Below are 21,742 nucleotides of genomic sequence, written 5' to 3'. Positions count from 1 at the left end.
GCGCGAGTAACAGAAGGTCTGATCTTTTTTCAGACCTTTTTTTATTATCAGCACTCTTTTGTGTTTGTTTCATACATACAAGTGGAAAATATAAACCATATCAGAAGGAAAGGAAGTCACATCATCATGAAAGTTGTTACACCAAAACCATTTACGTTTAAAGGTGGAGAAAAGGCGGTGCTTCTTCTTCACGGTTTTACTGGGAATACAGCCGATGTTCGAATGCTTGGCCGTTATTTGAACGAAAGAGGATATACATGTCATGCACCTCAATATAAAGGTCACGGTGTGCCGCCAGAAGAGCTTGTCCATACAGGCCCGGCTGACTGGTGGAAAGATGTAGAAGAAGGCTATCAATTCTTAAAAGATGAGGGCTATGAGGAGATTGCGGTTTGCGGACTATCCCTCGGAGGAGTTTTTTCATTGAAATTAGGTTACACTGTACCTGTAAAGGGAATTGTACCTATGTGTGCACCTATGTACATAAAAAGTGAAGAAGTCATGTACCAGGGTGTACTAGATTATGCCCGTAACTATAAGAAATTTGAGGGTAAGTCAGAGGACCAAATTGAACAAGAAATGGAAGCGTTCAAGAAAACACCAATGGATACTCTCAAGAGTTTGCAAGAACTGATTGCAGATGTCAGAAACAATGTAGACATGATCTATTCACCTACTTTTGTTGTGCAGGCACGTCATGATCATATGATTAATACAGACAGTGCAAATATCATTTATAACGAAGTAGAGACAGATGATAAGCATTTGAAATGGTATGAAGAATCAGGCCATGTCATCACGCTTGATAAAGAGCGGGAGAAGGTTCATCAGGATGTCTATGCATTCTTAGAATCACTTGATTGGTCAATTTAAATATATAGGGGGTTAGAGTGTGCAAAAAGAAGAATTTATGGATGAATTACTCGCTTTTATGAAAGAAGAAGCGTATAAACCGTTAACCGTTCAAGAGCTGGAAGTCATGATGGAGATTACCAATCCTGATGATTATAAAGAGCTCGTCAAAGCACTTGTGACGCTGGAAGATCAAGGACTCATTGTTCGCACGCGCAGCGACCGTTACGGTGTACCAGAAAAAATGAATTTAGTAAAAGGAAAGCTGTCTGCTCATGCAAAAGGATTTGCATTTGTAACGCCAGAAGAGTTTGGACAGGATGATATTTTCATTCCGCCAAATGAGTTAGGCACAGCGATGAATGGCGATACTGTCATGGTTCGTGTCAGCCACAAATCAAACGGCACGAAAAAAGAGGGAACTGTCATCCGCATTCTGGAGCGTAATACTCAGACGGTTGTCGGTACCTATACTGAAACGAAAAGCTTTGGCTTTGTCATTCCTGATGATAAAAAAATCACAAACGATATCTTCATTCCGAAATCCGCTAAAAACGGAGCTGTCGAAGGTCATAAAGTCGTTGTGACGCTCACAAGCTACCCTGAAGGAAGAATGAGTGCAGAGGGTGAAGTGACTGAAATTCTCGGTCATAAAAATGACCCTGGCATTGATATTTTGTCGATCATTCATAAGCACGGTCTGCCAGGTGAATTCCCAGAAGAAGCGCTTCAGCAGGCAGCGGACACACCGGAAACGATTGATGAAAAGGACCTTGAAGGCAGACGTGATCTGCGCAATGAAACGATCGTGACGATTGATGGTGCAGATGCGAAGGACTTAGATGATGCCGTAACTGTGCAAAAGCTAGATGATGGCAAATATAAGCTCGGCGTGCACATTGCAGACGTTTCTCATTATGTCACAGAGAATTCGCCGATTGATCAGGAAGCTTATGAACGTGGAACGAGTGTGTATCTCGTCGACCGCGTCATTCCGATGATTCCGCATCGTCTGTCAAACGGTATTTGTTCATTAAATCCCAAGGTCGACCGTCTCACCCTGTCTTGTGAAATGGTCATTGATCGAAACGGAAAAGTCGTCAAACACGAGATTTTCCAAAGTGTGATCAAAACGACAGAGAGAATGACCTATTCCGATGTGAATAAGATTTTAGTCGACCAAGACGAAGAGCTTCTAAACAAATATGAGCCGCTTGTTCCGATGTTTCAAGAGATGGAGAAGCTTGCAGAGATTCTACGTGACAAACGAATGGAGCGCGGAGCTGTAGACTTTGATTTCAAGGAAGCAAAAGTACTTGTAGATGATGAAGGCGCAGCGAAAGACGTTGTCATTCGTGAGCGTTCCGTTGCAGAGAAATTAATTGAAGAATTCATGCTTGTTGCAAACGAAACAGTTGCAGAGCATTTCCACTGGATGAATGTTCCGTTCATTTACCGAATTCACGAAGAACCAAATCCTGAGAAACTTCAGCGCTTTTTAGAGTTCGTGACGACGTTTGGTTACATTGTAAAAGGAACGTCAACGAATATTCACCCGCGCGCACTTCAAAGTGTCCTCGATGCTGTCAGGGATCAACCAGAAGAAGTCGTCATTCAAACTGTGATGCTTCGCTCTATGAAACAGGCGAAGTATGATCCAGAAAGCATTGGCCATTTTGGATTATCAACGGAATTCTATACACACTTCACATCACCGATCCGACGTTACCCGGATTTAATCGTGCATAGACTGATTAGAACCTATTTGATTCAGAAAAAGACAGATGAAGCGACCTTAGAAAAGTGGGGCCAGCTGCTGCCTGAAATCGCAGATCATGCGTCGACAATGGAGCGCCGCTCAGTCGATGCAGAGCGTGAAACAGATGATCTGAAGAAGGCAGAGTTTATGCTAGATAAAATCGGTGAAGAGTTTGATGGCATGATTAGTTCCGTGACGAATTTTGGACTATTCGTTGAATTGCCGAATACGATAGAAGGTCTTGTCCATGTCAGCTACATGACTGACGACTATTATCGCTTTGATGAGCAGCACTTTGCCATGATCGGTGAACGGACAGGAAATGTCTACCGAATCGGTGATGAAATCACTGTCAAAGTTGTGAATGTCAATAAAGATGAGCACTCGATTGATTTTGAAATCGTCGGTATGAAGGGCACTCGCCGTAAATCACCAAAAGATTTCAAGTTCAAAAAACGGACAGATCCACCAGCGAAAAAAGGGCGTGGAGGTCAAAAAGCCTCTGGGGAAAAAGGCAAAGAGGATAAAAACGGAAGTGACTGGTTCACAAGCCGTAAAAAGAAGAAAAAGAAAAAACGCGTATTTGAAAACGCACCGAAACAAAAGCGCAAAAAGAAAAAGTAACGTGCCAAAAAGCAAATAGGGCATCACGCTCTATTTGCTTTTTGACCACATGGCCTCAGCATTGTCGAAAGCTGGATTGTTTGATAAAATAATCCGTACGATTTGGACCGTGTTTGTGTCAAAAGGAGGGTGTACGCCAATGCCAAAGGGAGAGGGAAAGGTTGTTTCCCAAAACAAAAAAGCAAATCATGATTACTTTATAGAAGAAACCTACGAAGCCGGCCTAGTATTACAAGGAACTGAAATCAAATCGATTCGTGCAGGAAAAGTGAATTTAAAAGATTCCTTTGCCAAAATCGAGCGAGGAGAAGTGTTCCTTCATAACATGCATGTGAGCCCATACGAGCAGGGGAACCGTTATAACCATGATCCGCTAAGAACGAGAAAGCTGCTTCTTCATCGCAAGCAAATCAGCAAATTGATTGGTGCGACGAAGGAAGAAGGCTACTCTCTTGTGCCTCTGAAACTCTATTTGAAAAATGGCTTTGCTAAAGTGCTGATCGGAATCGGAAAAGGGAAGAAGAAATACGACAAGCGTGAAGATCTGAAGAAAAAAGATGCAAAACGTGAAATCGAACGTGCCTTCCGCGATCGTCAAAAGCAATTCTAGCCTGATGCAGATGGCTTGCTGAGAGCGGAAGCATTATGCTACAATATGTTATGCAGTAAACAATCAACGCTTTTTTGACAGAAACCACCAGTTGTTTCGAGCAGTGAGATTGTTATAATAGTTATATACGGAAGCAGTGAAGCTGAACTTCCATCCCGTATATCCCTTTTTACAAGGGGACGTTACGGATTCGACAGGGATGGTTCGAGCTTAGGCTGCGAGCCGAGAGGCGATCTCGTTAACACGCACTTAAATGTAACTGGCAAAACTAAAAGTTTTAACCAAAACTTAGCACTAGCTGCCTAATAAGCGCAGCGAGCTCTTCCTGACATCGCCTATGTGTCTGTGAGGAGCCCAATGAAGTAGGCTACGCTTACGTTTCCGTCTGAGGACGTAAGAAGAGATCCATCAGACTAGCTCTCCAAGCGCCCGTCAGCAGGCATGAGGATGAGTGAACATGTAAATATGTTGACTACGCTCGTAGACGCTTAAGTAATCGATGTCTCTGGACGTGGGTTCGACTCCCACCGTCTCCATCAAAACTTTTAGAATGCAGTCGCATCAAGGGTTTGAAAGTCCTTGATGCGGGTCTGGCAACATTTTAAAAAACTTCTTCTTTCATAAAAGCTACAACTTCCTTTTGTGTGGAAGGGTATATATGGCTATAATTGTTTAGTGTTTCTGAGAACTCCTCCATTTTTTTGGAGGGGTTTTTTGTTTTAATTCAGTTACTTCAAGTACACCTATCTATCATCCGTATTTTTGGAATATCAAAAAAACAAGTAGAGAAAGGAGGAATACATCTATCTTGTGTAATGCTTCTTATTACTTATTTTTACATAAATTTTGGAAGGTGAAAGGAAATTTGAGATAATGAATTGAAATTACCTTGGATAGAAAAGTAGATGTGTAGAATGTTTGATTTTTCTGTGATTTGGGAGGTGAACTATAATGAATGGAATAGATATATTAGAGAACGCTTCAAGACTTGGTCAATTAATTCTTTTCTTCTCTGGATACGCTCTTTATTGGAAACTAGTCAAAACAAAAAAAGAGCGACCTCTCACAAAGTACGAAAATTTCCTTAAATTTTTTGTAATGTTAGGTATGGTCATTTATTTTCTCTCGTTTTTATGTTTAAACTTGTGGGCGTAATATGTTGATGTATGTCTGATTATGTCTAATGGGTTTAACTCTCTCTTAAAACCCTTTATTTTACATAAATGTATGATAAGGTAATTTTGAGTTAAAAAAAGGAAAGTTAATATGAAAAGATTGGTTCTTTTAATGTTAGCATTAGTTCTGGCTGTGACTGCATTTGCTCCAGCTGCTGCTGCAAAGACACAAAGCACAAAGGGATTAGAAGGTTTGACAGAAGAGCAAATTGAGAAGTCTTTAAAAGAAATTGAATACATCTTCACAAAGATTATCATTTCTGATAAAGAAAAAGGCTACACCATTAATGAAGAAGAGCTTGCAAAATCACATTATACAGATGCAGAGAAAAATGGCATGATCGCTTTCGCAAAATTAATGAATCAAGAAGCGACTACGAAAAGTAACACGGTAACTCGCTGTGTCGAGGATGCAGTTGGTATCGCTAAAGGTACTTTAAAGCACTTGCAAAAAGCAATAGATAAGGGAGATTGGATGACAGTGGCAGTATACCTAGGCGGTATGGGCCTTGCAATTAAGCCGAGCGTGTTATTCGTATTCATGCTATTTTGTGGTGCGCCAGTAGCCAAAATTGCTCCTGCTCAATATGAATAAGAGTAATATGTAAAATTGGCCGTCCACCTGGGCGGCCTTTTTACATTACTTAAGCCACCATTCCTTCTTCTCTTTATCCCCATTCTAATTCATTTCTTGACACAAGATTTTTAACTCCTTTAGGATCGTCGGCTCATCTTTACCAGCTTTTCGTTTAAGTTCATCCATCGAAGGATTCTTGAGTATTAGAAGAAATGGACCATGCAAAAACAGAAAGTTAGTAAAATTGAAGATGAGAAAGCTAAAGATACACCAAAGGACAAATCAAAATCTTGATTTAGAAAAATAATGCTGGAACTTTTTAAGGGATGATTAACTGAACTTGTTTCACAGCAGAAAAAGAGATGTCAGATCTGGCATCTCTTTTATTATGTACGGTTTCTCAAAGAAGACACCACCAACCGAACAAACAAAGGAAAAACGACAACCGCCGCAATCATCATCAAAAATCCATCCGGCACAAGTTCCACAAACGTTGTCTGAATCACATAAACCGCAATCAGCAGCAAGTAACTGATCAAAAATAACAATCCAGAACTTCTCTTTTTAAACGGTTTTTCCAAAAGAATCAGCATAAACAGCCCCGTCATAATCATCCAAAAAGTCATATTCCTTTCGAGTCTCCTCTCCATTCATCCCCACATTGTACAGATATTTTTCTGGGTGCAACATACTTCTTCCTCAAATTAAGCAAAAAGTAGTGAAAATATAAGAGATCGAGAATAGATAACGCCCGAAATTTTACAAAAAACCTCCAACCAATTAAAAATCACATCTTCCCATTTGAGACGTCCTCATATATAGTAAGATTAGACTAGTTCTAAATAACTGAAATTGGGGCGTTTACATGGATTCGATTGTTTTACATTTTATTGTGATCATGAGTGTTTCTGGCATTCTGTCCGTGATATTATCAATCATTGCTCATGCAAACCGCCATCGGTATATTGGCTGTCAATTGTTTATGTACATGTCTGGAGCAACTGCGATTTATATCTTTGGGCATACGTTTGAATTATTGGCTCGTACCCCTGGAGAAATCATGTTCTGGGTTTGTTTTCAATACATAGGTCTACCGTTTATCGCACCGCTCAGTCTGCTGATTGTGCTGCAATTTACGGGATTCCACCAATATTTCACAAAGCGCCGCGTGCTTCTCATCTTATTGATTCCAACTCTCACAACCATTATGGTGTTCACCAACTCTTTACATTCACTATTTTATCGAGGCATCACGATGAATCCAGTAGATGGGTTTTTATTGGCTGATTTTACGATTGGCTATTGGTATATCATCCATGGCGTTTATACGTTTGGCTGTTCGATGCTTGCTATTTTTATGCTGCTTTGGTTTTTACGTGTCACAAAAAAAGAATATTTAAAGCAGATTCTGATACTGTTAGTGGGAATGTTATTACCAATTATGACTTCTTTTATTTATTTATTAGGCGTTACACCCCTACATATTGATCCGGTTCCTGTGGTAATGTTTATCACCAACGCACTCTATTTATGGGCAATTATGTCGTTCCAGCTGTTTAAGCTGTCTCCCATTGCAATGGAGCGTGTGTTTGAGCATATGTCTGAAGGGGTTCTGATTTTAGATCGATATCGGACACTCATTGACTACAATCCCGCTGCTGCATCGATTATTCCAGCACTTGCGAATAAAAAGGGAATTGGCTATAAAGTCGACGATATTTTCTCAGCAATCATCAAAGATTCAGCGTTCATTCAATGGCTGCGCTCTCCGCAGGATCATTCGCAATATGATTTAATGTGGAAAAAGGAAAAAGACCAGTCCTGCTATTATCATTTGACCGCTTCGTCTCTATTTAATAGAAGAGGAGAGATCGAGGGCAGGCAAATTGTGATCAGTGATGTAACAGAGCAGCGTTTGCTGCAGGAAGAGCTGGAGCGTCGTGCGTATATCGATGGTTTGACAAATATTTTCAATCGTTCCTCTTTCATTGAACGAACGCAGATGATCTTGGAAGAGGATGTACAGGATACGGCTATTATGCTGTTTGATATTGATTTCTTTAAACAAATCAATGACACACACGGACATCATATTGGAGATGAAGCGCTGCGTCATGTTGTCTCTATTTGTCAGGAGCACTTACAAATGGATGATTTATTTGGACGATATGGGGGAGAAGAGTTTGCCATTTGTCTGCCTCATCAGTCATTTAAAGAGGCATGTCATATCGCTGAACAAATCAGACATTCGTTTGAAGCGAGTTTCTTTACGAATGAAGAGGAAAAAGTTCGAGTGACAGCGAGCTTTGGAATTGCTCATACAGCCAATGATCCTTGTGTATTAGAAACACTTCTATTTGAAGCGGATCAGGCCTTGTATATGTCAAAACGCCAAGGACGGAACCGGATTTATGCATCAACTGGTAAGGGCCATGTGCTGTATCATGAGCAGGATCTTCTGAATTGACTGTTGTCCCGACATTCGATATGATAACTATAACATTTGAACGGTTTCCTAAAGGGGAGTAGCTTTTACGGTCTGGTCGTCATTACAGAAACATTCGTTGTTTCTCGGCCATTCCGGCATGAACAATGTTAGCCAGACCTTTGCCCATCACATATGAGGCAAAGGTCTGGCTATTTTTAAGGTCTTTTTGCATCTGTGTGATAGGGAAGCGGAACAAATGATGCTTTTAATCCTACAGATGAAAGGATGATCGATCTTGAAAAAATATGTGATGTCTTTCCTATTTTCCGGAACGCTTGTATTAAGCGGGTGCTCCGGCTTGCTTGATCAGGTCAACGATACAACGACATATGTCACTGAGGCAAATGACTATGTGACAGACATTCAGCAATTTACAGAGGACTTTCCAAAACTCGCTGAAGAAGCTGTGCAAAATGCCGCCAAAAAAGCAGAATTAACGCAGCAGCTTGAATCATTGAAGGCAGATATTCAAGATTTTAATGAAGTCACAGCGCCAAAAATGGCAGAAGACCTGCATGCACAAATCATTGAAAAAAATAAAGTGCTATCAGAGGAAATCCAAACGTATTTACAACAATTGAAAGCAGGCGATATCGATGCTGCCTCCATACTGGAGGATCAGCAGGAATTGATGAAACAGCTTCAGCAATCCGTCAATCTTTTGCAGGATATCGAACAATTAACAAATTAGGACAAACATAGCTTTATATGCGGTTCTTAGCATATCTTTGCCTTTTCCGGTGGAGATATGCTTTAATTTAGGTAAAGACAAGTCATAATGGAAAAAAGGTGATCACATGACAGAACATGAAGAAAGACATATGGCCTCGCCTAGAGCCGAGAAGGAAAAAGACCAATTGATCAATCGTTTGAAACGAGTGGAAGGACAAGTTCGCGGGATTCAGCAAATGATTGAAAACGATCGTTACTGTATAGATGTTGTGAATCAAATCTCCGCAGTCAATGCTGCTTTGAAAAAAGTCAGTCTTCATTTGATGGAAAAGCATACACATCATTGCGTAGCAGATGCTATCAAGAGCGGCAATGGGGATGAAGCTATTGAAGAGTTAATGACGGTCTTTACGAAACTGACAAAATCGTAGCATATATGTTTACATTGATACCCTACTAGGGTATAGTAAATTGTAGAAAATGATTGATGGAGGCGATGACAAGTGGAACAAGCAACACTTCAAGTGCAGGGCATGTCTTGTGGACATTGCGTGAAAGCAGTCGAAGGAAATGTAGGAGAATTAGCAGGTGTGGAATCTGTGAAAGTCCATTTAGACAAAGGACAGGTGGAGGTTTCATTTCACCCGGATCAAGTCACATTACACCGTATCTCTGATGTGATTGAAGAACAGGGGTATGATGTCGTATAAATGAACAGACGTGCTGTATTACAGCACGTCTCAGCGTGTAGACAAATCCTCGCATTCGCGCGCAGGTCTGTGCGCTGGTGCTCACGAATGTCAAATTCGCTCCGCGCCAGTGCTCGCCCTTCCTAGACTGCAAAGGTTTTCTATCACGATGATAAAGAAGGCAGATAAAGAGTTAAAATAAAGATCATTTTAACAATCTGATATGTGCTGCATGACAGCACGTATTTTTTTAAAAATATAATACCCCCATGGAGTATATGGAGAGGTGAGATCAATGAAAAAGAAAATTGACTTTCAAATTACGGGGATGACCTGTGCTGCCTGTGCAGGCCGCATCGAAAAGGGATTGAACAGGCTGGAAGGTGTGGAAGATGCTAGTGTGAATTTGGCGCTTGAAACTTCCCATATTGTCTACGAAACGGAGCAGCTAACACCAGATGATTTGAAGCGAAAAGTTCAATCTCTTGGCTATGATGTGGCGATGGAGCAAGCAGAATTTGATATAGAGGGAATGACGTGTGCGGCTTGTGCAAACCGAATCGAGAAAAAAATTAACCGAATGGACGGTGTCGAACAAGGGTCTGTAAACTTTGCGCTTGAGACACTTCAGGTCACATATCATCCGGGCCAAACGTCTACAAATGATATAAAAGATGCAGTGCAGTCTATAGGATATTCTTTAATTGAACCAGACGTAGATCAAGCAGAGGAAGGAAAAAAAGATCACCGCCAAGCAGCAATAGAGAAGCAGACGGCACGCTTTTTATTCTCAATGATTTTATCACTGCCGCTTCTTTGGGCAATGGTTAGCCATTTTTCTTTCACATCCTTTATATGGCTGCCTGAAGCGTTCATGAATCCATGGGTTCAGCTGGCGTTAGCAGCGCCTGTGCAGTTTATTGTCGGCTGGCCATTTTATGTAGGTGCGTATAAGGCTTTAAGAAATAAAAGTGCCAATATGGATGTTCTTGTCGCACTTGGGACATCTGCCGCGTTTTTCTATAGTTTATACGAAAGCATCCAGTCAGCGATTCGAGGCACACATGAGGCAGCCCTCTATTATGAAACAAGTGCTGTCCTCATTACGTTGATCGTGCTCGGAAAATTAATGGAAGCAAGAGCAAAAGGAAGATCATCAGAAGCGATTCAAAAACTGATGGGCTTACAAGCGAAAGAAGCGGTTATCGAGCGAGATGGCAAACAGATGACTGTGCCTATTTCTGACGTGAAAGTGAATGATCTTGTGTTTGTCAAACCGGGTGAAAAAGTGCCGGTAGATGGAGAGATCATAGAGGGGACAACCGCAATAGATGAGTCCATGATTACAGGAGAAAGCCTGCCAGTTGATAAAACCGCAGGAGATATGGTCATCGGAGCAACGATCAATAAAAATGGATTTATGAAAATAAAAGCGACAAAAGTCGGAAAAGAGACGGCACTTTCCCAGATTATCCGAGTCGTAGAACAAGCGCAGGGCTCAAAAGCACCGATTCAAAGAATGGCAGATCAAATATCAGGGATATTTGTTCCCATCGTTGTAGGAATTGCTGTGCTCACATTCCTCATATGGTTTTTCTTTGTTGACCCTGGAAATGTGACGTCAGCACTTGAAACCTTTATAGCCGTCATTGTTATCGCATGTCCATGTGCGCTCGGACTTGCTACACCTACCTCTATTATGGCTGGCAGCGGCCGTGCGGCTGAATCAGGCATTCTGTTTAAAGGCGGAGAGCATTTAGAAGTGACTCAATCACTCGACACGGTGGTGTTAGATAAAACAGGTACTGTGACAAAAGGAGAGCCTAGTCTGACAGATGTGCTGGCATATGCCAATTGGACAGAAGATACGCTGCTGCAGCTAGCAGGATCGGCAGAACAGCAGTCGGAACACCCGCTTGCCCGAGCGATCACAGACGGTATGAAGGAACAAGGTCTTGAAGCGGTCGAAGTTGAAGCCTTTCAAGCAGATCCAGGTCATGGAATTGAAGCAAAGGCAGCAGGACACAAGCTTTTGATTGGAACGCGTAAGCTATTACAGAAACATCATATCCTATATGATCAAGTCGAATCATCTGTCACAACGCTGGAGGAGCAAGGAAAAACGGCTATGCTTGTCGCGATTGACGGCGAAGTCGCTGGCATTGTCGCGGTCGCAGATACGATCAAATCATCTTCTCCTCAAGCCATCGCTCGTCTGAAAGAGCAGGGGATTCACATTGTGATGATGACAGGTGATAATAAACTAACAGCAGAGGCGATTGCGAAACAGGCAGGCATTGATCATGTCATTGCTGAAGTGCTGCCTGAAGAAAAAGCCGCTCACATTGCAGCGCTTCAGAAACAAGGAAAGAAAGTCGCCATGGTCGGAGACGGTATCAATGATGCCCCAGCTCTTGCAACAGCGAATATTGGGATGGCTGTGGGAACAGGGACAGACGTTGCCATGGAAGCAGCAGATATTACGCTCATGACGGGAGATCTCCATGCGATTGCAGATGCGCTGGAATTTAGTCAAAAAACAATGAGAAACATTAAGCAAAATCTATTTTGGGCGCTTGCCTATAACTGTATTGGGATACCGATCGCTGCATTTGGTTTCCTTGCGCCATGGCTTGCAGGAGCGGCAATGGCCTTTAGCTCCGTGTCCGTAGTGCTAAATGCGCTCAGATTGCAGCGATTGAAGCCAGTCAGAGAGGGAGTGGCAGAATGAAGCTGAATGTCAAATGGATTTGGACCATTAGTGCATTGTTCTATGTTGCTCTTGTACTCATTGGATATGCGATTTATGATGAATTTTTTCCAAATCAACATACACCAAGTGAACAGATGCAAAATCATTAAGACTTCGCCAAAAGCGAAGTCTTTTTTTAACAATATTGTGGAAAAACCCACCTTTTTAAAGATTTTTCATAAAAAATTCACTTCTTTTTGTTCCTTTTTGTCGTTTTTTGTAGGTTCGTCGTTAAGATGCGATTAAGCAACAAAGAAAGCGTTATCAAAAAAAGGGGGTTCACGTATGAAAAAGTTAGGGTTAGCTTCTCAAATACTCATTGCACTTGTTCTGGGTGTTGTCGTGGGAGCGCTGTTTTATCAAAATGAAACCGTTATTAATGTGTTAACGCCGATTGGCGATATATTCATCCATTTAATTAAAATGATCGTTCTTCCAATTGTTATTGCTGCATTGATTGTAGCAGTTGCAGGTGTAGGGGATATGAAAACGATCGGAAGACTCGGCGGAAAAACCATTCTTTACTTCGAGATTGTGACTACGATTGCTTTAGCAGTTGGACTGCTTGCAGCAAACGTCTTCCATCCTGGTACAGGAATTGATATGAGCAACATGGAGAAAGGCGATATTTCTAAATATGAAGAGACATCTAAGGCTTCTTCTGAAAAAGCGACTTTCTCTGAAACGTTGGTACATCTTGTACCGACAAACGTTTTCCAATCTATTGCTGAAGGTGATCTATTACCAACCATCTTCTTTACAGTCTTATTCGGATTAGGAATTGCCGCAGTTGGAGACAAAGGAAAACCAGTATTAGGATTCTTTGAGGGCATACTCGAAGCCATGTTCTGGGTGACAAATAAAGTGATGAAGTTTGCACCATTTGGTGTATTCGCGCTCATCAGTGTGACGGTGATCAAATTCGGGGTCGGAGCGCTTCTCCCGCTAGGTAAACTGGTACTTGTCGTTTACGGTACAATGGCATTCTTCGTCATTGTTGTACTTGGCATTATTGCTAAAATGGCTGGAACAAGCGTCTTTACACTATTCAAAGTATTAAAAGAAGAAATCATTCTTGCATTCTCAACAGCAAGTTCAGAAGCTGTACTGCCTAGATTAATGGACAAAATGGAGAAGTTCGGCTGCCCGAAAGCGATCACGTCGTTCGTTATTCCAACAGGCTACACCTTTAACCTAGATGGAAGTGCTATCTATCAATCCATTGCTGCGATATTTGTTGCACAAATGTACGGCATGCCGCTTTCCATCTATGAGCAAATTACGTTACTATTAATTTTAATGCTGACATCTAAAGGAATGGCTGGTGTACCAGGTGCATCAATCGTGGTTGTCATCACAACTCTTGGTGCTATGGGACTGCCGCTTGAAGGACTTGCCTTCATCGTTGGGATCGACCGACTTCTTGACATGGTTCGTACAACAGTGAACGTATTTGGTAACTCACTTGCAGCCATTGTCATGTCTAAGTGGGAAAAAGTATTTGATCAAGAGAAATCGAAGAAGTATATTGAGGAATTAAAACAACAAACAAAAGCAGCGTAAAAAGGAGATCTTTTCAAATGACGAAGCTACAGGACAAGCAAGTTCGAATCGAACGTGACTTTCTAGGTGAAAAGGAAGTAGACACTCAAGCATATTATGGAATTCAAACATTACGTGCAGTGGAGAACTTTCCAATTACAGGCTACCGTATTCATGAGGAACTCATCAAAGCATTAGGGATTGTCAAAAAGGCAGCCGCACTTGCAAATATGGATACACAGCGACTATATTCTGGCCTTGGAGAAAAAATTGTTGAAGCCGCAGATGAGGTCATCGAAGGAAAATGGAACAATCAATTTATTGTCGATCCAATTCAAGGCGGGGCTGGCACTTCAATGAATATGAATGCCAATGAAGTCATTGCAAACAGAGCGCTTGAACTACTAGGAAAGGAAAAAGGCGCTTATACTGAGCTAAGTCCAAACACGCATGTGAACATGTCGCAATCAACAAACGACGTTTTCCCAACAGCGATTCATATTTCAACATTGAATATGATTGAAAAACTACTTTATACGATGGAAAACATGCATCAAGTCATGACCGAAAAAGCGCAGGAATTCGATCATGTCATCAAAATGGGACGTACGCATCTTCAGGACGCTGTTCCAATCAGACTTGGACAAGAGTTTAGTGCGTATGCAAAAGTTCTTGCTCGTGATATTAAACGTATCAAGCAGTCTAGACAGCATTTATATGAAGTCAATATGGGTGCAACAGCAGTCGGAACTGGATTGAATGCAGATCCTAAATATATTCGCCAAGTGGTTAGCTATCTATCTGACATTAGCGGATTACCGTTAGTTGGTGCTGAAGACTTAGTCGATGCAACGCAAAATACAGATGCTTATACAGAAGTATCTGCTGCGCTTAAAGTATGTATGATGAACATGTCCAAAATGGCGAACGATATTCGTCTGATGGCTTCAGGTCCAAGAGCAGGCTTTGGTGAGCTGCACTTGCCGCCGAGACAGCCTGGTTCATCCATCATGCCAGGGAAAGTCAACCCAGTTATGCCTGAGGTCATGAACCAAGTGGCATTCCAAGTCATTGGGAACGATCACACAATCTGTCTTGCATCAGAGGCTGGCCAGCTTGAACTGAACGTTATGGAACCAGTGTTGGTGTTCAACCTGCTTCAATCTCTCAGCATGATGAAAAATGTATTCGAGTCCTTCGTGGACAACTGCTTGCGTGACCTAAAAGCAGATGAATCTAGATTAAAAGAATATGTAGAAAAGAGTGCCGGTGTCATGACGGCGGTGAACCCGCATATTGGTTATGAAGCGGCTGCACGAATTGCAAGAGAAGCCATCCTTACAGGCGCATCTGTACGTGAGCTTTGTCTGCAAAATGATGTGTTAACAGAGGAAGAGCTTGATGTCATCTTAAATCCTTTTGAAATGACAAAACCAGGTATTGCTGGCGCATCACTTTTAGAAAAGGATCGTTTAGAAGATTAAGCGGCATCATGAGAAGCGCACACCGGCAAAGTTCCGGTGTGCGCTTTTTCATGGAGGTTTGTTTTTCTTTAGCTCACATAGTATACTATCGTCAATTATTAGGGATGTGACTGCGTTTGAATCTACTGAAAAAATGGCTGAATACAGAGCCTTATTTAATTGTGCTGCTCATTGTACTGACGCCGATTGGCGGAGAGTTTAAATTTTATCCATTTGAGGACAGCTTTCGGGTCAGCTTTGGAACCGTTGTCTTTTTCTTTATCCTGCTTCAAATGAAAAGATTCCCTGCATGGGCAAGCGGCATCATCGCTGGGATATCTGTTTTTGCGTTTCGCGTGCTGCTTGATACAGCCGTGACAGGGCATCTTCCTCTGGAAGAGGCGGTTTCTTTAAGATTTCCTTCTCTGTTTTATTATGTCGTCTATGGTACACTCTTTTATTTATTGAAGGTCAGACGTTTCCGCGACCAGCCTTGGCTGATTGGAGCAACAGGCATCATCATGGAGCTGTGCGCAAGCATTGTTGAGATCATTGCACTTCGAGGCACCATGGATGAAATTTTAACGGTGCGGACGCTGTTTCAATTATTTGTTTTGGCGATTTTCAGAAGCTTTTTCGTGTTAGCTTGTTATACAATGATTCGCTTATATGAAGAGCAGGCGAGAGAGCGTCAGATGAAAAAGGAAAAGGAACATCTGCTGATGCTTCTGTCTAACCTTTACACGGAATCTACATATTTTCATAAAACACTCGCACATGCTGAGCACATTACGGCCACATCCTATCAATTGTATCAATCCCTTCACCACGCAAAGGATGCGGAATCATTGGATTTAAAAAAGCTCGGTAAAACCGCTTTGCAGATTGCAGGAGAGGTACATGAAATCAAAAAGGATAACCAGCGGATTTTTTCTGCCTTATCAAAGCTGATTCATGAGGAAAATTTCCAGGCTTATGAGAGTCCTTCTCATATTGCTGGGCTTGTCATTCGCATTCATGAAAATTATGCTGAATCTCTTAAAAAAAACATCGTCTTTCATTATGATGAAGATGGGCAGCACCCCGCCTATCACGTGTATACCATTCTATCTTTGTTAAATAACATCGTATCCAACGCTGTTGAAGCCATTCCTGTAGATGGAGAGGTGTCGCTCTCTATTTCACAGAAAGAGAACCAGGTGATTTTTCAAATCAGCGACAACGGGCCTGGCATTAAAGAACGTAATCATCATGTTATTTTTAAGCCAGGTTTCACTTTAAAATACGACCAGGTTGGGAATCCATCAAGCGGTATCGGGCTTGCGTATGTAAAGGATACAGCGGAGAAGCTTGGCGGAAGTGTTGAGATGAAGAGTATCCCAAATAAACAAACGATTTTCACATTAACGATACCAGTAGATCAAGTCAGTAGAAAAGAGGGGATTGGGAGATGAGATTTTTTATTGTTGATGATGATGAAGCCGTTCGTTCTTCACTGGCTCAGCTCATTGAAGATGAAGAGCTTGGCATTGTGGCTGGGGAAGCAGAGGATGGCGCAGAGTTAACAGCCAGCTACTTAAATGATTTGCACATTGATATTTTATGTATTGATCTATTGATGCCAGAAAGAGACGGGCTTGAAACGATTCGAGCAATCAAGGATGAGTTTCACGGGAAATATTTAATGCTGTCACAGGTTGAAACAAAGGAATTAATCGGACAGGCGTATACGCTTGGCGTTGAGTATTATGTGACAAAGCCGATCAATCGGGTAGAGGTCTTAAGCGTCCTCCATCTCATGATTGAACGTCTTCATTTAGAGCATTCAATTGAAAATATTCAGCACTCACTTAAATCGGTCATGCAATTTCAGCAGCGCGGTCAGACGAAAACGAAGCAGCGGGGGAAAAGTCTTGCAGAGGCAGGGCAGTTTTTGCTGGCGGAGCTTGGTATTGTTGGTGAGAAGGGGTCTAAAGATTTATTAGATATGATTCTGTTTACAGACCAGTATTTAGCGCTGCATGCTGATCATCATGATTCCTTTCCTTCTTTAAAGATCATTTTCACTGGGATTACGGAGGATAAATTAAGTGAGCCCTACACATCGGCAGACATCGCAAGAGAAGCAAAGGCAGCCGAGCAGCGGGTAAGGCGTGCGATCAACCAATCATTGAAACACATCGCATCACTTGGACTAACCGATTTTTCCCATCCAACGTTTGAAAATTACGCATCAAAATTTTTCGATTTCACCATCGTGCGAAAGAAAATGAGTGAATTGACGAAAGAGATGAGCGGAAGAGAAGAACACACCCGTATCAATGTGAAGAAATTTGTGCAGGTGCTTTACTACGAAGCAAAACGTATTTTTATGGAAGATTAAAAAAGACATGCTCTCCAATTAGGGAGACATGTCTTTTTTTGTGATGGATTGCAGGTGCATTTGCAGCACGGAGCGTATGAGCTGAGGCGGTATACGTTCGGGCTGCACGATTCCATTCAATGCAAGCCCATTGATGACCGCATAAAGCCGCTCAGTTTCTAATAAAAGATCGATATCATCTAGCAGCAGCCCATCCTCTTTCAATTTCATTAAACAATATTGGGCCGTTTGAAAAAGCTCGTCATACATCTTTGCATTAAGCGGCTGTAGATCTGGTTCAGTCAGTGCCTTGACTGTAAAAGCCTGCCACACCTCCATTTCAAATTTTCGTTCTTCATCAAGTGGAAGAACTTGCTCCAATAAATTGATGACATTTTCCTCCGTTGAACCGTTTAATGGAAGCCCTGTAATCCGCTCCTTGACTCTTTCCTGAATTAAATTCATGGAGAATAGAAACAACCCTTGTTGTGTGGAAAAATAATGACGCATAGAGCCGGCTGAAATTCCAGCTTCTTCTGCTATTTTTCGTACAGAAGCGCTTTCCAATCCCTCTTGTTTAATCACTCTCATTGCAGCTTGAGCGACCTTTTGTTTTTGTTTATGGTGATCGACGATTTTTGGCATACATTGATTTTAGCATAGCAGTTGTTTTTTTAACACACCTGTGTTATTTTTTATTTAATACAATCGTATTAAAAAGGATGTGGGGGAATTGGTCGGGTTATTGATTGTGGCATGTGAAATTGGTTTTTGGCTGTTTATTCTAATGGGTCTAACGCTTCGTTATGTGTTTAAACAGAAAAAGTGGGGTGCTTTCTTTCTTGTCTGTACGCCGGTGTTAGATCTCATCCTTCTTGCGGCTACTTTTATAGATTTAAGACAGGGTGCTGTGGCGACTTTCATCCACGGGCTTGCGGCTGTGTATATTGGTGTGAGTCTTGCCTTCGGACATCAAATGGTGAAATGGGCAGATGCTAGGTTTGCCTATCGATTTGCAGGAGGCCCAAAGCCAAAGGGAAAACCAAAGTATGGTAAAGAGCGTTCTATGTATGAAATGGTCGGCTGGGCGCGGCATGTCATTTCTTATGTCATCGGAGCGGGGCTGTTATATGGTTTGACCTATCTCATCCAAGCACCAGAGCGGACGGAAGCGCTGATGCAGCTTGTCAATACATGGGGAATGATCCTAGCCATTGATTTTGTCATTAGCATCAGCTACGTCATTTGGCCGAAAAAACACCCAGAAAATATAGCAGGCTGACAAATAAGACAGGCGGATTCACTCCACCTGTCTTTCCTTATGATGACAACCCTTTGTAAATGGTGTCAATATTCCATTTCATCATCTTATAGTAGCTGTCTCCATCTTCACCTTTTTTTCCAATAGAGTCAGTGAAGACTTTCCCTTTGATTGGAACCCCGGTTTCCTCAGAGAGGCTTTCAAGGCTTCGTTTATCAACGCTTGTTTCAAGAAAGAGAGCAGGAACTTGATGATCTTTGACAAAATGAATGATGCGCTTCATTTGTCCTGGTGTTCCTTCACTTTCTGTGTTGATCTCCCAAATGTAGCCGGCTTTCAGTCCATACGCCTCTGCAAAATACTTGAATGCTCCTTCACTTGTGACTAGGAGCTTTTTGTCTTTTGGCAGCTGATCAAACTTGTCTTTTGCTTCATCATGAAGAGCTTGAAGCTTTTTGATATAGGCTTCTGCATTTTTTTCGTAATCCTCTTTATGCTCAGGGTCCGCTTGAATGAGCGCATCTCGGGCATTTTGGGCATAAAGGATCCCATTTTCAACATTCAGCCATGCGTGGGGGTCCTGCTGGCTTTCGAGCCCTTTTGAAGACAAATGCTTCACTTTGACGCCTTTACTCAGCTCGGCTACAGGTGCATCATCCCCGTCCTTGCCGCTCGATTCGAGCAGTTTTTGAAACCAGCCGTTTCCTGTTTCAAGGTTCAAGCCATTATATAGAACAAGGTCTGCATCCGTCGTATATTGAACATCCTTTGGCAGTGGGTCAAATTCGTGTGGGTCTGTACCAATGGGAACAATGCTGTGAATAGAGACATGCTGCCCGCCTACTTCCTTCACAATGTCATAAAGAATGGAGTAGGTCGTGACAACTTTTAATGTGCCGTCATCTTTACCGGAATTACTTTGCTGGGTCGAACAGCCTGCGATGATCATAAGGGCAATGAATACTGCGGTCAAACGGATTGCGAATACCTTCTTCATATATGTCCTCCTTTTACATAGACGCTTCCTTTTTTAAGTGTGTTCGTTTTCGTTTAGATTTTATTGATCTCCATAGAATGCCTTGCTTTGGTGAAAAGATAAAGGCACTGCCGAATAAAATGGTGGCGACCAGCACGATGGAAGCACCAGACGATAAATTATACGTAAAGCTAAGCCCTAGCCCGATGACAGCAGAAACAGCACCGAAAAAAGCAGATAAATAAATCATGATCCAGAGCCGGTCTGTCAAGAGATAAGCGGTGGCTGCCGGCGTGATCAGCATGGCAACGACAAGAATAATCCCAACGGTTTGCAGTGATGCAACGGTTACAAGGGTCAATAAGGTCATGAGAAAATAATGAATCATACGATTCGGCAAACCGTAAACTGAAGAAATCACCGGATCAAATGAACTAATGAGCAGTTCCTTGTAGAAAACGATAACGGCTAGCAAAATAAAAATGCCGATGCCAAGTGTAATCCACATATCAGATGATCGAACAGCTAGTACGTTTCCAAATAGAATATGATATAGGTCACTTGAACTTTTCAAAAATGTGATCAAAATAATCCCGATTGAGAAAAAGGCTGTAAAGACAATGCCGATGGCTGAATCATTTTTTATGCGGCTGTTTTGACTCACGTAACCGATCCCAATCGCTGTTAATACGCCAGTTAAAACGGCACCGAAGAAAAAGTTAATTCCAAGCATATAAGAGATGGCGACACCTGGCAGTACGGCGTGTGAAATGGCGTCTCCCATCAGGGCCATGCCGCGTAAAATGATAAAGCAGCCGATAACGCCGCAAATGATGCCTACCATCACGGATGTAAATAGTGCTTTTTGTAAAAAAGCATATTCAAAGAGTCCGGTTAAAAATTCCATTACACGTCTCCTCCTGCTGATTTTAAGAATGGCAGCTGTGTTTCATATGCTTCCAGCATGATCTCTGGGCGAAGGATGTCGTGTACAGGCCCTGCTTTGATGAGTTTTTTATTTAACAGAACAAGATGGCTGAAATAATCATCCGCCTTACTCAAATCGTGATGGACAACCAAAATGGTTTTCCCTTCATCTCGTAATTCCTTCAAAATGCGCATCATCGTTTCTTCACTTGCCATATCAATCCCGACAAACGGTTCATCCAAACAGAAGAGCTGTGCGTTTTGAGCAAGAGCCCTTGCAAGGAAGACACGCTGCTGCTGCCCGCCGGATAACTCACCGATTTGTCTTTTGGCAAAGTCCTGCATTCCAACTTTTTCTAAACAGTGATACGCATATGCCCGGTCTTCTTTTTTTGGACGTTTCATTAGTCCGAGCTTCGGATATGTTCCAAGTAGTACGGTATCCAGTACATGAATGGGAAACGTCCAATCTAAATCATTTCTCTGCGGTACATAGGCGATCTGTTTTCTCACTTGTTTAAAGGGCTGTTCAAAAAAACGAATATCCCCTTGGTCTTTTTCAATTAAATCCAAACATGCCTTGAGTAACGTCGATTTACCAGCACCATTTGGACCGATGATTCCTGTCATTGTCCCTTCCTGTATGGAAAGAGAGACGTTCTCTAATGCATCCTGTCCGTGATATGAGACATGAAGACGGTCGATTGTTAAAGCATTTGACATCTCTTGCGGCCCCTTTCAATCATGATTGCACTTCCTAAAGATATATGCATAAAATAAATAATTTTGACTAAAGGATGAAATGATTCTCTAATGCTAATTTGTTTCCTTAGGGAAACTTTTATTTTATTCTAAGCGTCTGTCCTTCTTTTGTAAAGAGAAAAACTGAAAATGATCGTTTTTATGTTATGCGGGGAGCAGGGGACATGAGGCTTGATTTATTGAAAATCTGTATGACAGAATCGGACACAAAAAAACAATGATTTCTTCATAAATGATTGACAGAAGACAAG

Annotated in this window: 20 protein-coding genes and 1 other RNA gene; 16 read left to right on the top strand and 5 right to left on the bottom strand. The window is 41.9% G+C overall.

Going from position 1 to position 21,742, the window contains the following annotated elements:
- Nucleotides 1-126 precede the first annotated feature (126 nt).
- The 5 genes from ACP69X_RS01470 to ACP69X_RS01450 all read left to right on the top strand — a co-directional run bounded on the left by ACP69X_RS01470 (nt 127) and on the right by ACP69X_RS01450 (nt 5,615).
- A complete protein-coding gene (locus ACP69X_RS01470) occupies nt 127-873 on the top strand; it encodes an alpha/beta hydrolase (RefSeq protein WP_039181462.1) in 747 nt (248 codons plus the stop codon).
- Between the two features lie 19 nt (nt 874-892).
- The gene (rnr, locus tag ACP69X_RS01465) at nt 893-3,235 is read left to right on the top strand and encodes a ribonuclease R (protein WP_073979009.1); all 2,343 of its coding nucleotides are present in this window, start codon (nt 893-895) and stop codon (nt 3,233-3,235) included.
- 139 nt (nt 3,236-3,374) lie between these two features.
- A complete protein-coding gene (gene smpB, locus ACP69X_RS01460) occupies nt 3,375-3,845 on the top strand; it encodes an SsrA-binding protein SmpB (RefSeq protein WP_012011279.1) in 471 nt (156 codons plus the stop codon).
- Nucleotides 3,846-4,020: 175 nt separating this feature from the next.
- Nucleotides 4,021-4,384: a transfer-messenger RNA gene (gene ssrA, locus ACP69X_RS01455) on the top strand.
- Nucleotides 4,385-5,132: 748 nt separating this feature from the next.
- Nucleotides 5,133-5,615, top strand: a complete 483-nt coding sequence (locus ACP69X_RS01450; protein ID WP_426052353.1) for a hypothetical protein — start codon at nt 5,133-5,135, stop codon at nt 5,613-5,615.
- A 368-nt stretch (nt 5,616-5,983) separates the two neighbouring features.
- Here the strand turns inward: ACP69X_RS01450 and ACP69X_RS01445 are convergent, their stop codons facing one another.
- On the bottom strand, nt 5,984-6,223 hold the full coding sequence (locus ACP69X_RS01445) for a hypothetical protein (protein ID WP_426052352.1): 240 nt from the start codon (nt 6,221-6,223) through the stop codon (nt 5,984-5,986).
- A 239-nt stretch (nt 6,224-6,462) separates the two neighbouring features.
- Between ACP69X_RS01445 and ACP69X_RS01440 the strand changes: the two genes are divergently transcribed.
- From ACP69X_RS01440 to ACP69X_RS01395, 10 genes are all read left to right on the top strand, one after another.
- On the top strand, nt 6,463-8,064 hold the full coding sequence (locus ACP69X_RS01440; protein ID WP_041088244.1) for a histidine kinase N-terminal 7TM domain-containing diguanylate cyclase: 1,602 nt from the start codon (nt 6,463-6,465) through the stop codon (nt 8,062-8,064).
- Between the two features lie 256 nt (nt 8,065-8,320).
- Entirely contained in the window at nt 8,321-8,776 is a 456-nt protein-coding gene (locus tag ACP69X_RS01435; protein WP_305960620.1) for a DUF6376 family protein, read from the top strand.
- Between the two features lie 106 nt (nt 8,777-8,882).
- Nucleotides 8,883-9,188: a metal-sensing transcriptional repressor gene (locus ACP69X_RS01430; RefSeq protein WP_012011272.1), complete on the top strand. Its 306-nt coding sequence runs from the start codon at nt 8,883-8,885 to the stop codon at nt 9,186-9,188.
- Between the two features lie 72 nt (nt 9,189-9,260).
- Nucleotides 9,261-9,467 (top strand): copper chaperone CopZ, encoded by a 207-nt coding sequence (gene copZ / locus ACP69X_RS01425; RefSeq protein ID WP_024423475.1) that lies wholly within the window; start codon nt 9,261-9,263, stop codon nt 9,465-9,467.
- 274 nt (nt 9,468-9,741) lie between these two features.
- The gene (locus ACP69X_RS01420; RefSeq protein ID WP_305960621.1) at nt 9,742-12,177 is read left to right on the top strand and encodes a heavy metal translocating P-type ATPase; all 2,436 of its coding nucleotides are present in this window, start codon (nt 9,742-9,744) and stop codon (nt 12,175-12,177) included.
- The gene (locus ACP69X_RS01415) at nt 12,174-12,308 is read left to right on the top strand and encodes a hypothetical protein (RefSeq protein ID WP_269102503.1); all 135 of its coding nucleotides are present in this window, start codon (nt 12,174-12,176) and stop codon (nt 12,306-12,308) included. Before ACP69X_RS01420 ends, ACP69X_RS01415 begins: the two co-directional genes overlap by 4 nt.
- A gap of 175 nt (nt 12,309-12,483) precedes the next feature.
- Nucleotides 12,484-13,761: a cation:dicarboxylate symporter family transporter gene (locus tag ACP69X_RS01410; protein ID WP_024423473.1), complete on the top strand. Its 1,278-nt coding sequence runs from the start codon at nt 12,484-12,486 to the stop codon at nt 13,759-13,761.
- Between the two features lie 17 nt (nt 13,762-13,778).
- Nucleotides 13,779-15,224 carry an aspartate ammonia-lyase gene (gene aspA, locus ACP69X_RS01405; protein WP_041088250.1) on the top strand — a complete coding sequence of 482 codons (1,446 nt, stop codon included), beginning with the start codon at nt 13,779-13,781 and terminating at the stop codon, nt 15,222-15,224.
- A gap of 116 nt (nt 15,225-15,340) precedes the next feature.
- Entirely contained in the window at nt 15,341-16,657 is a 1,317-nt protein-coding gene (locus tag ACP69X_RS01400) for a sensor histidine kinase (RefSeq protein WP_269102502.1), read from the top strand.
- On the top strand, nt 16,654-17,586 hold the full coding sequence (locus ACP69X_RS01395) for a response regulator (protein WP_034280916.1): 933 nt from the start codon (nt 16,654-16,656) through the stop codon (nt 17,584-17,586). The genes ACP69X_RS01400 and ACP69X_RS01395 overlap by 4 nt, the downstream gene beginning before the upstream one ends.
- 18 nt (nt 17,587-17,604) lie before the next feature.
- On the opposite strand, the gene ACP69X_RS01390 is transcribed toward ACP69X_RS01395, so the two are convergent.
- Nucleotides 17,605-18,210 carry a TetR/AcrR family transcriptional regulator gene (locus ACP69X_RS01390; protein ID WP_305960623.1) on the bottom strand — a complete coding sequence of 202 codons (606 nt, stop codon included), beginning with the start codon at nt 18,208-18,210 and terminating at the stop codon, nt 17,605-17,607.
- An 88-nt stretch (nt 18,211-18,298) separates the two neighbouring features.
- Between ACP69X_RS01390 and ACP69X_RS01385 the strand changes: the two genes are divergently transcribed.
- Entirely contained in the window at nt 18,299-18,847 is a 549-nt protein-coding gene (locus ACP69X_RS01385; protein WP_073979012.1) for a hypothetical protein, read from the top strand.
- Nucleotides 18,848-18,884: 37 nt separating this feature from the next.
- Here ACP69X_RS01385 and ACP69X_RS01380 read toward each other — a convergent pair whose 3' ends face one another.
- Genes ACP69X_RS01380 through ACP69X_RS01370 form a run of 3 tightly spaced genes read right to left on the bottom strand, consistent with a single transcriptional unit; the run spans nt 18,885 to nt 21,452 of the window.
- A complete protein-coding gene (locus ACP69X_RS01380; RefSeq protein ID WP_039181414.1) occupies nt 18,885-19,823 on the bottom strand; it encodes a metal ABC transporter substrate-binding protein in 939 nt (312 codons plus the stop codon).
- A gap of 13 nt (nt 19,824-19,836) precedes the next feature.
- Nucleotides 19,837-20,709, bottom strand: coding sequence for a metal ABC transporter permease (locus ACP69X_RS01375; RefSeq protein ID WP_073979014.1), 873 nt, complete (start codon nt 20,707-20,709; stop codon nt 19,837-19,839).
- Nucleotides 20,709-21,452: a metal ABC transporter ATP-binding protein gene (locus ACP69X_RS01370; protein WP_041088261.1), complete on the bottom strand. Its 744-nt coding sequence runs from the start codon at nt 21,450-21,452 to the stop codon at nt 20,709-20,711. Before ACP69X_RS01370 ends, ACP69X_RS01375 begins: the two co-directional genes overlap by 1 nt.
- Between the last annotated feature and the right edge of the window lie 290 nt (nt 21,453-21,742).

Origin of the sequence: Bacillus sp. DC4300-2b2 (genome assembly GCF_049895685.1) — a bacterium.
GTDB lineage: Bacteria > Bacillota > Bacilli > Bacillales > Bacillaceae > Bacillus > Bacillus safensis.
The sequence above is the reverse complement of the archived record's forward strand: the minus strand, read 5'-3'. Positions and strand labels throughout refer to the sequence as shown.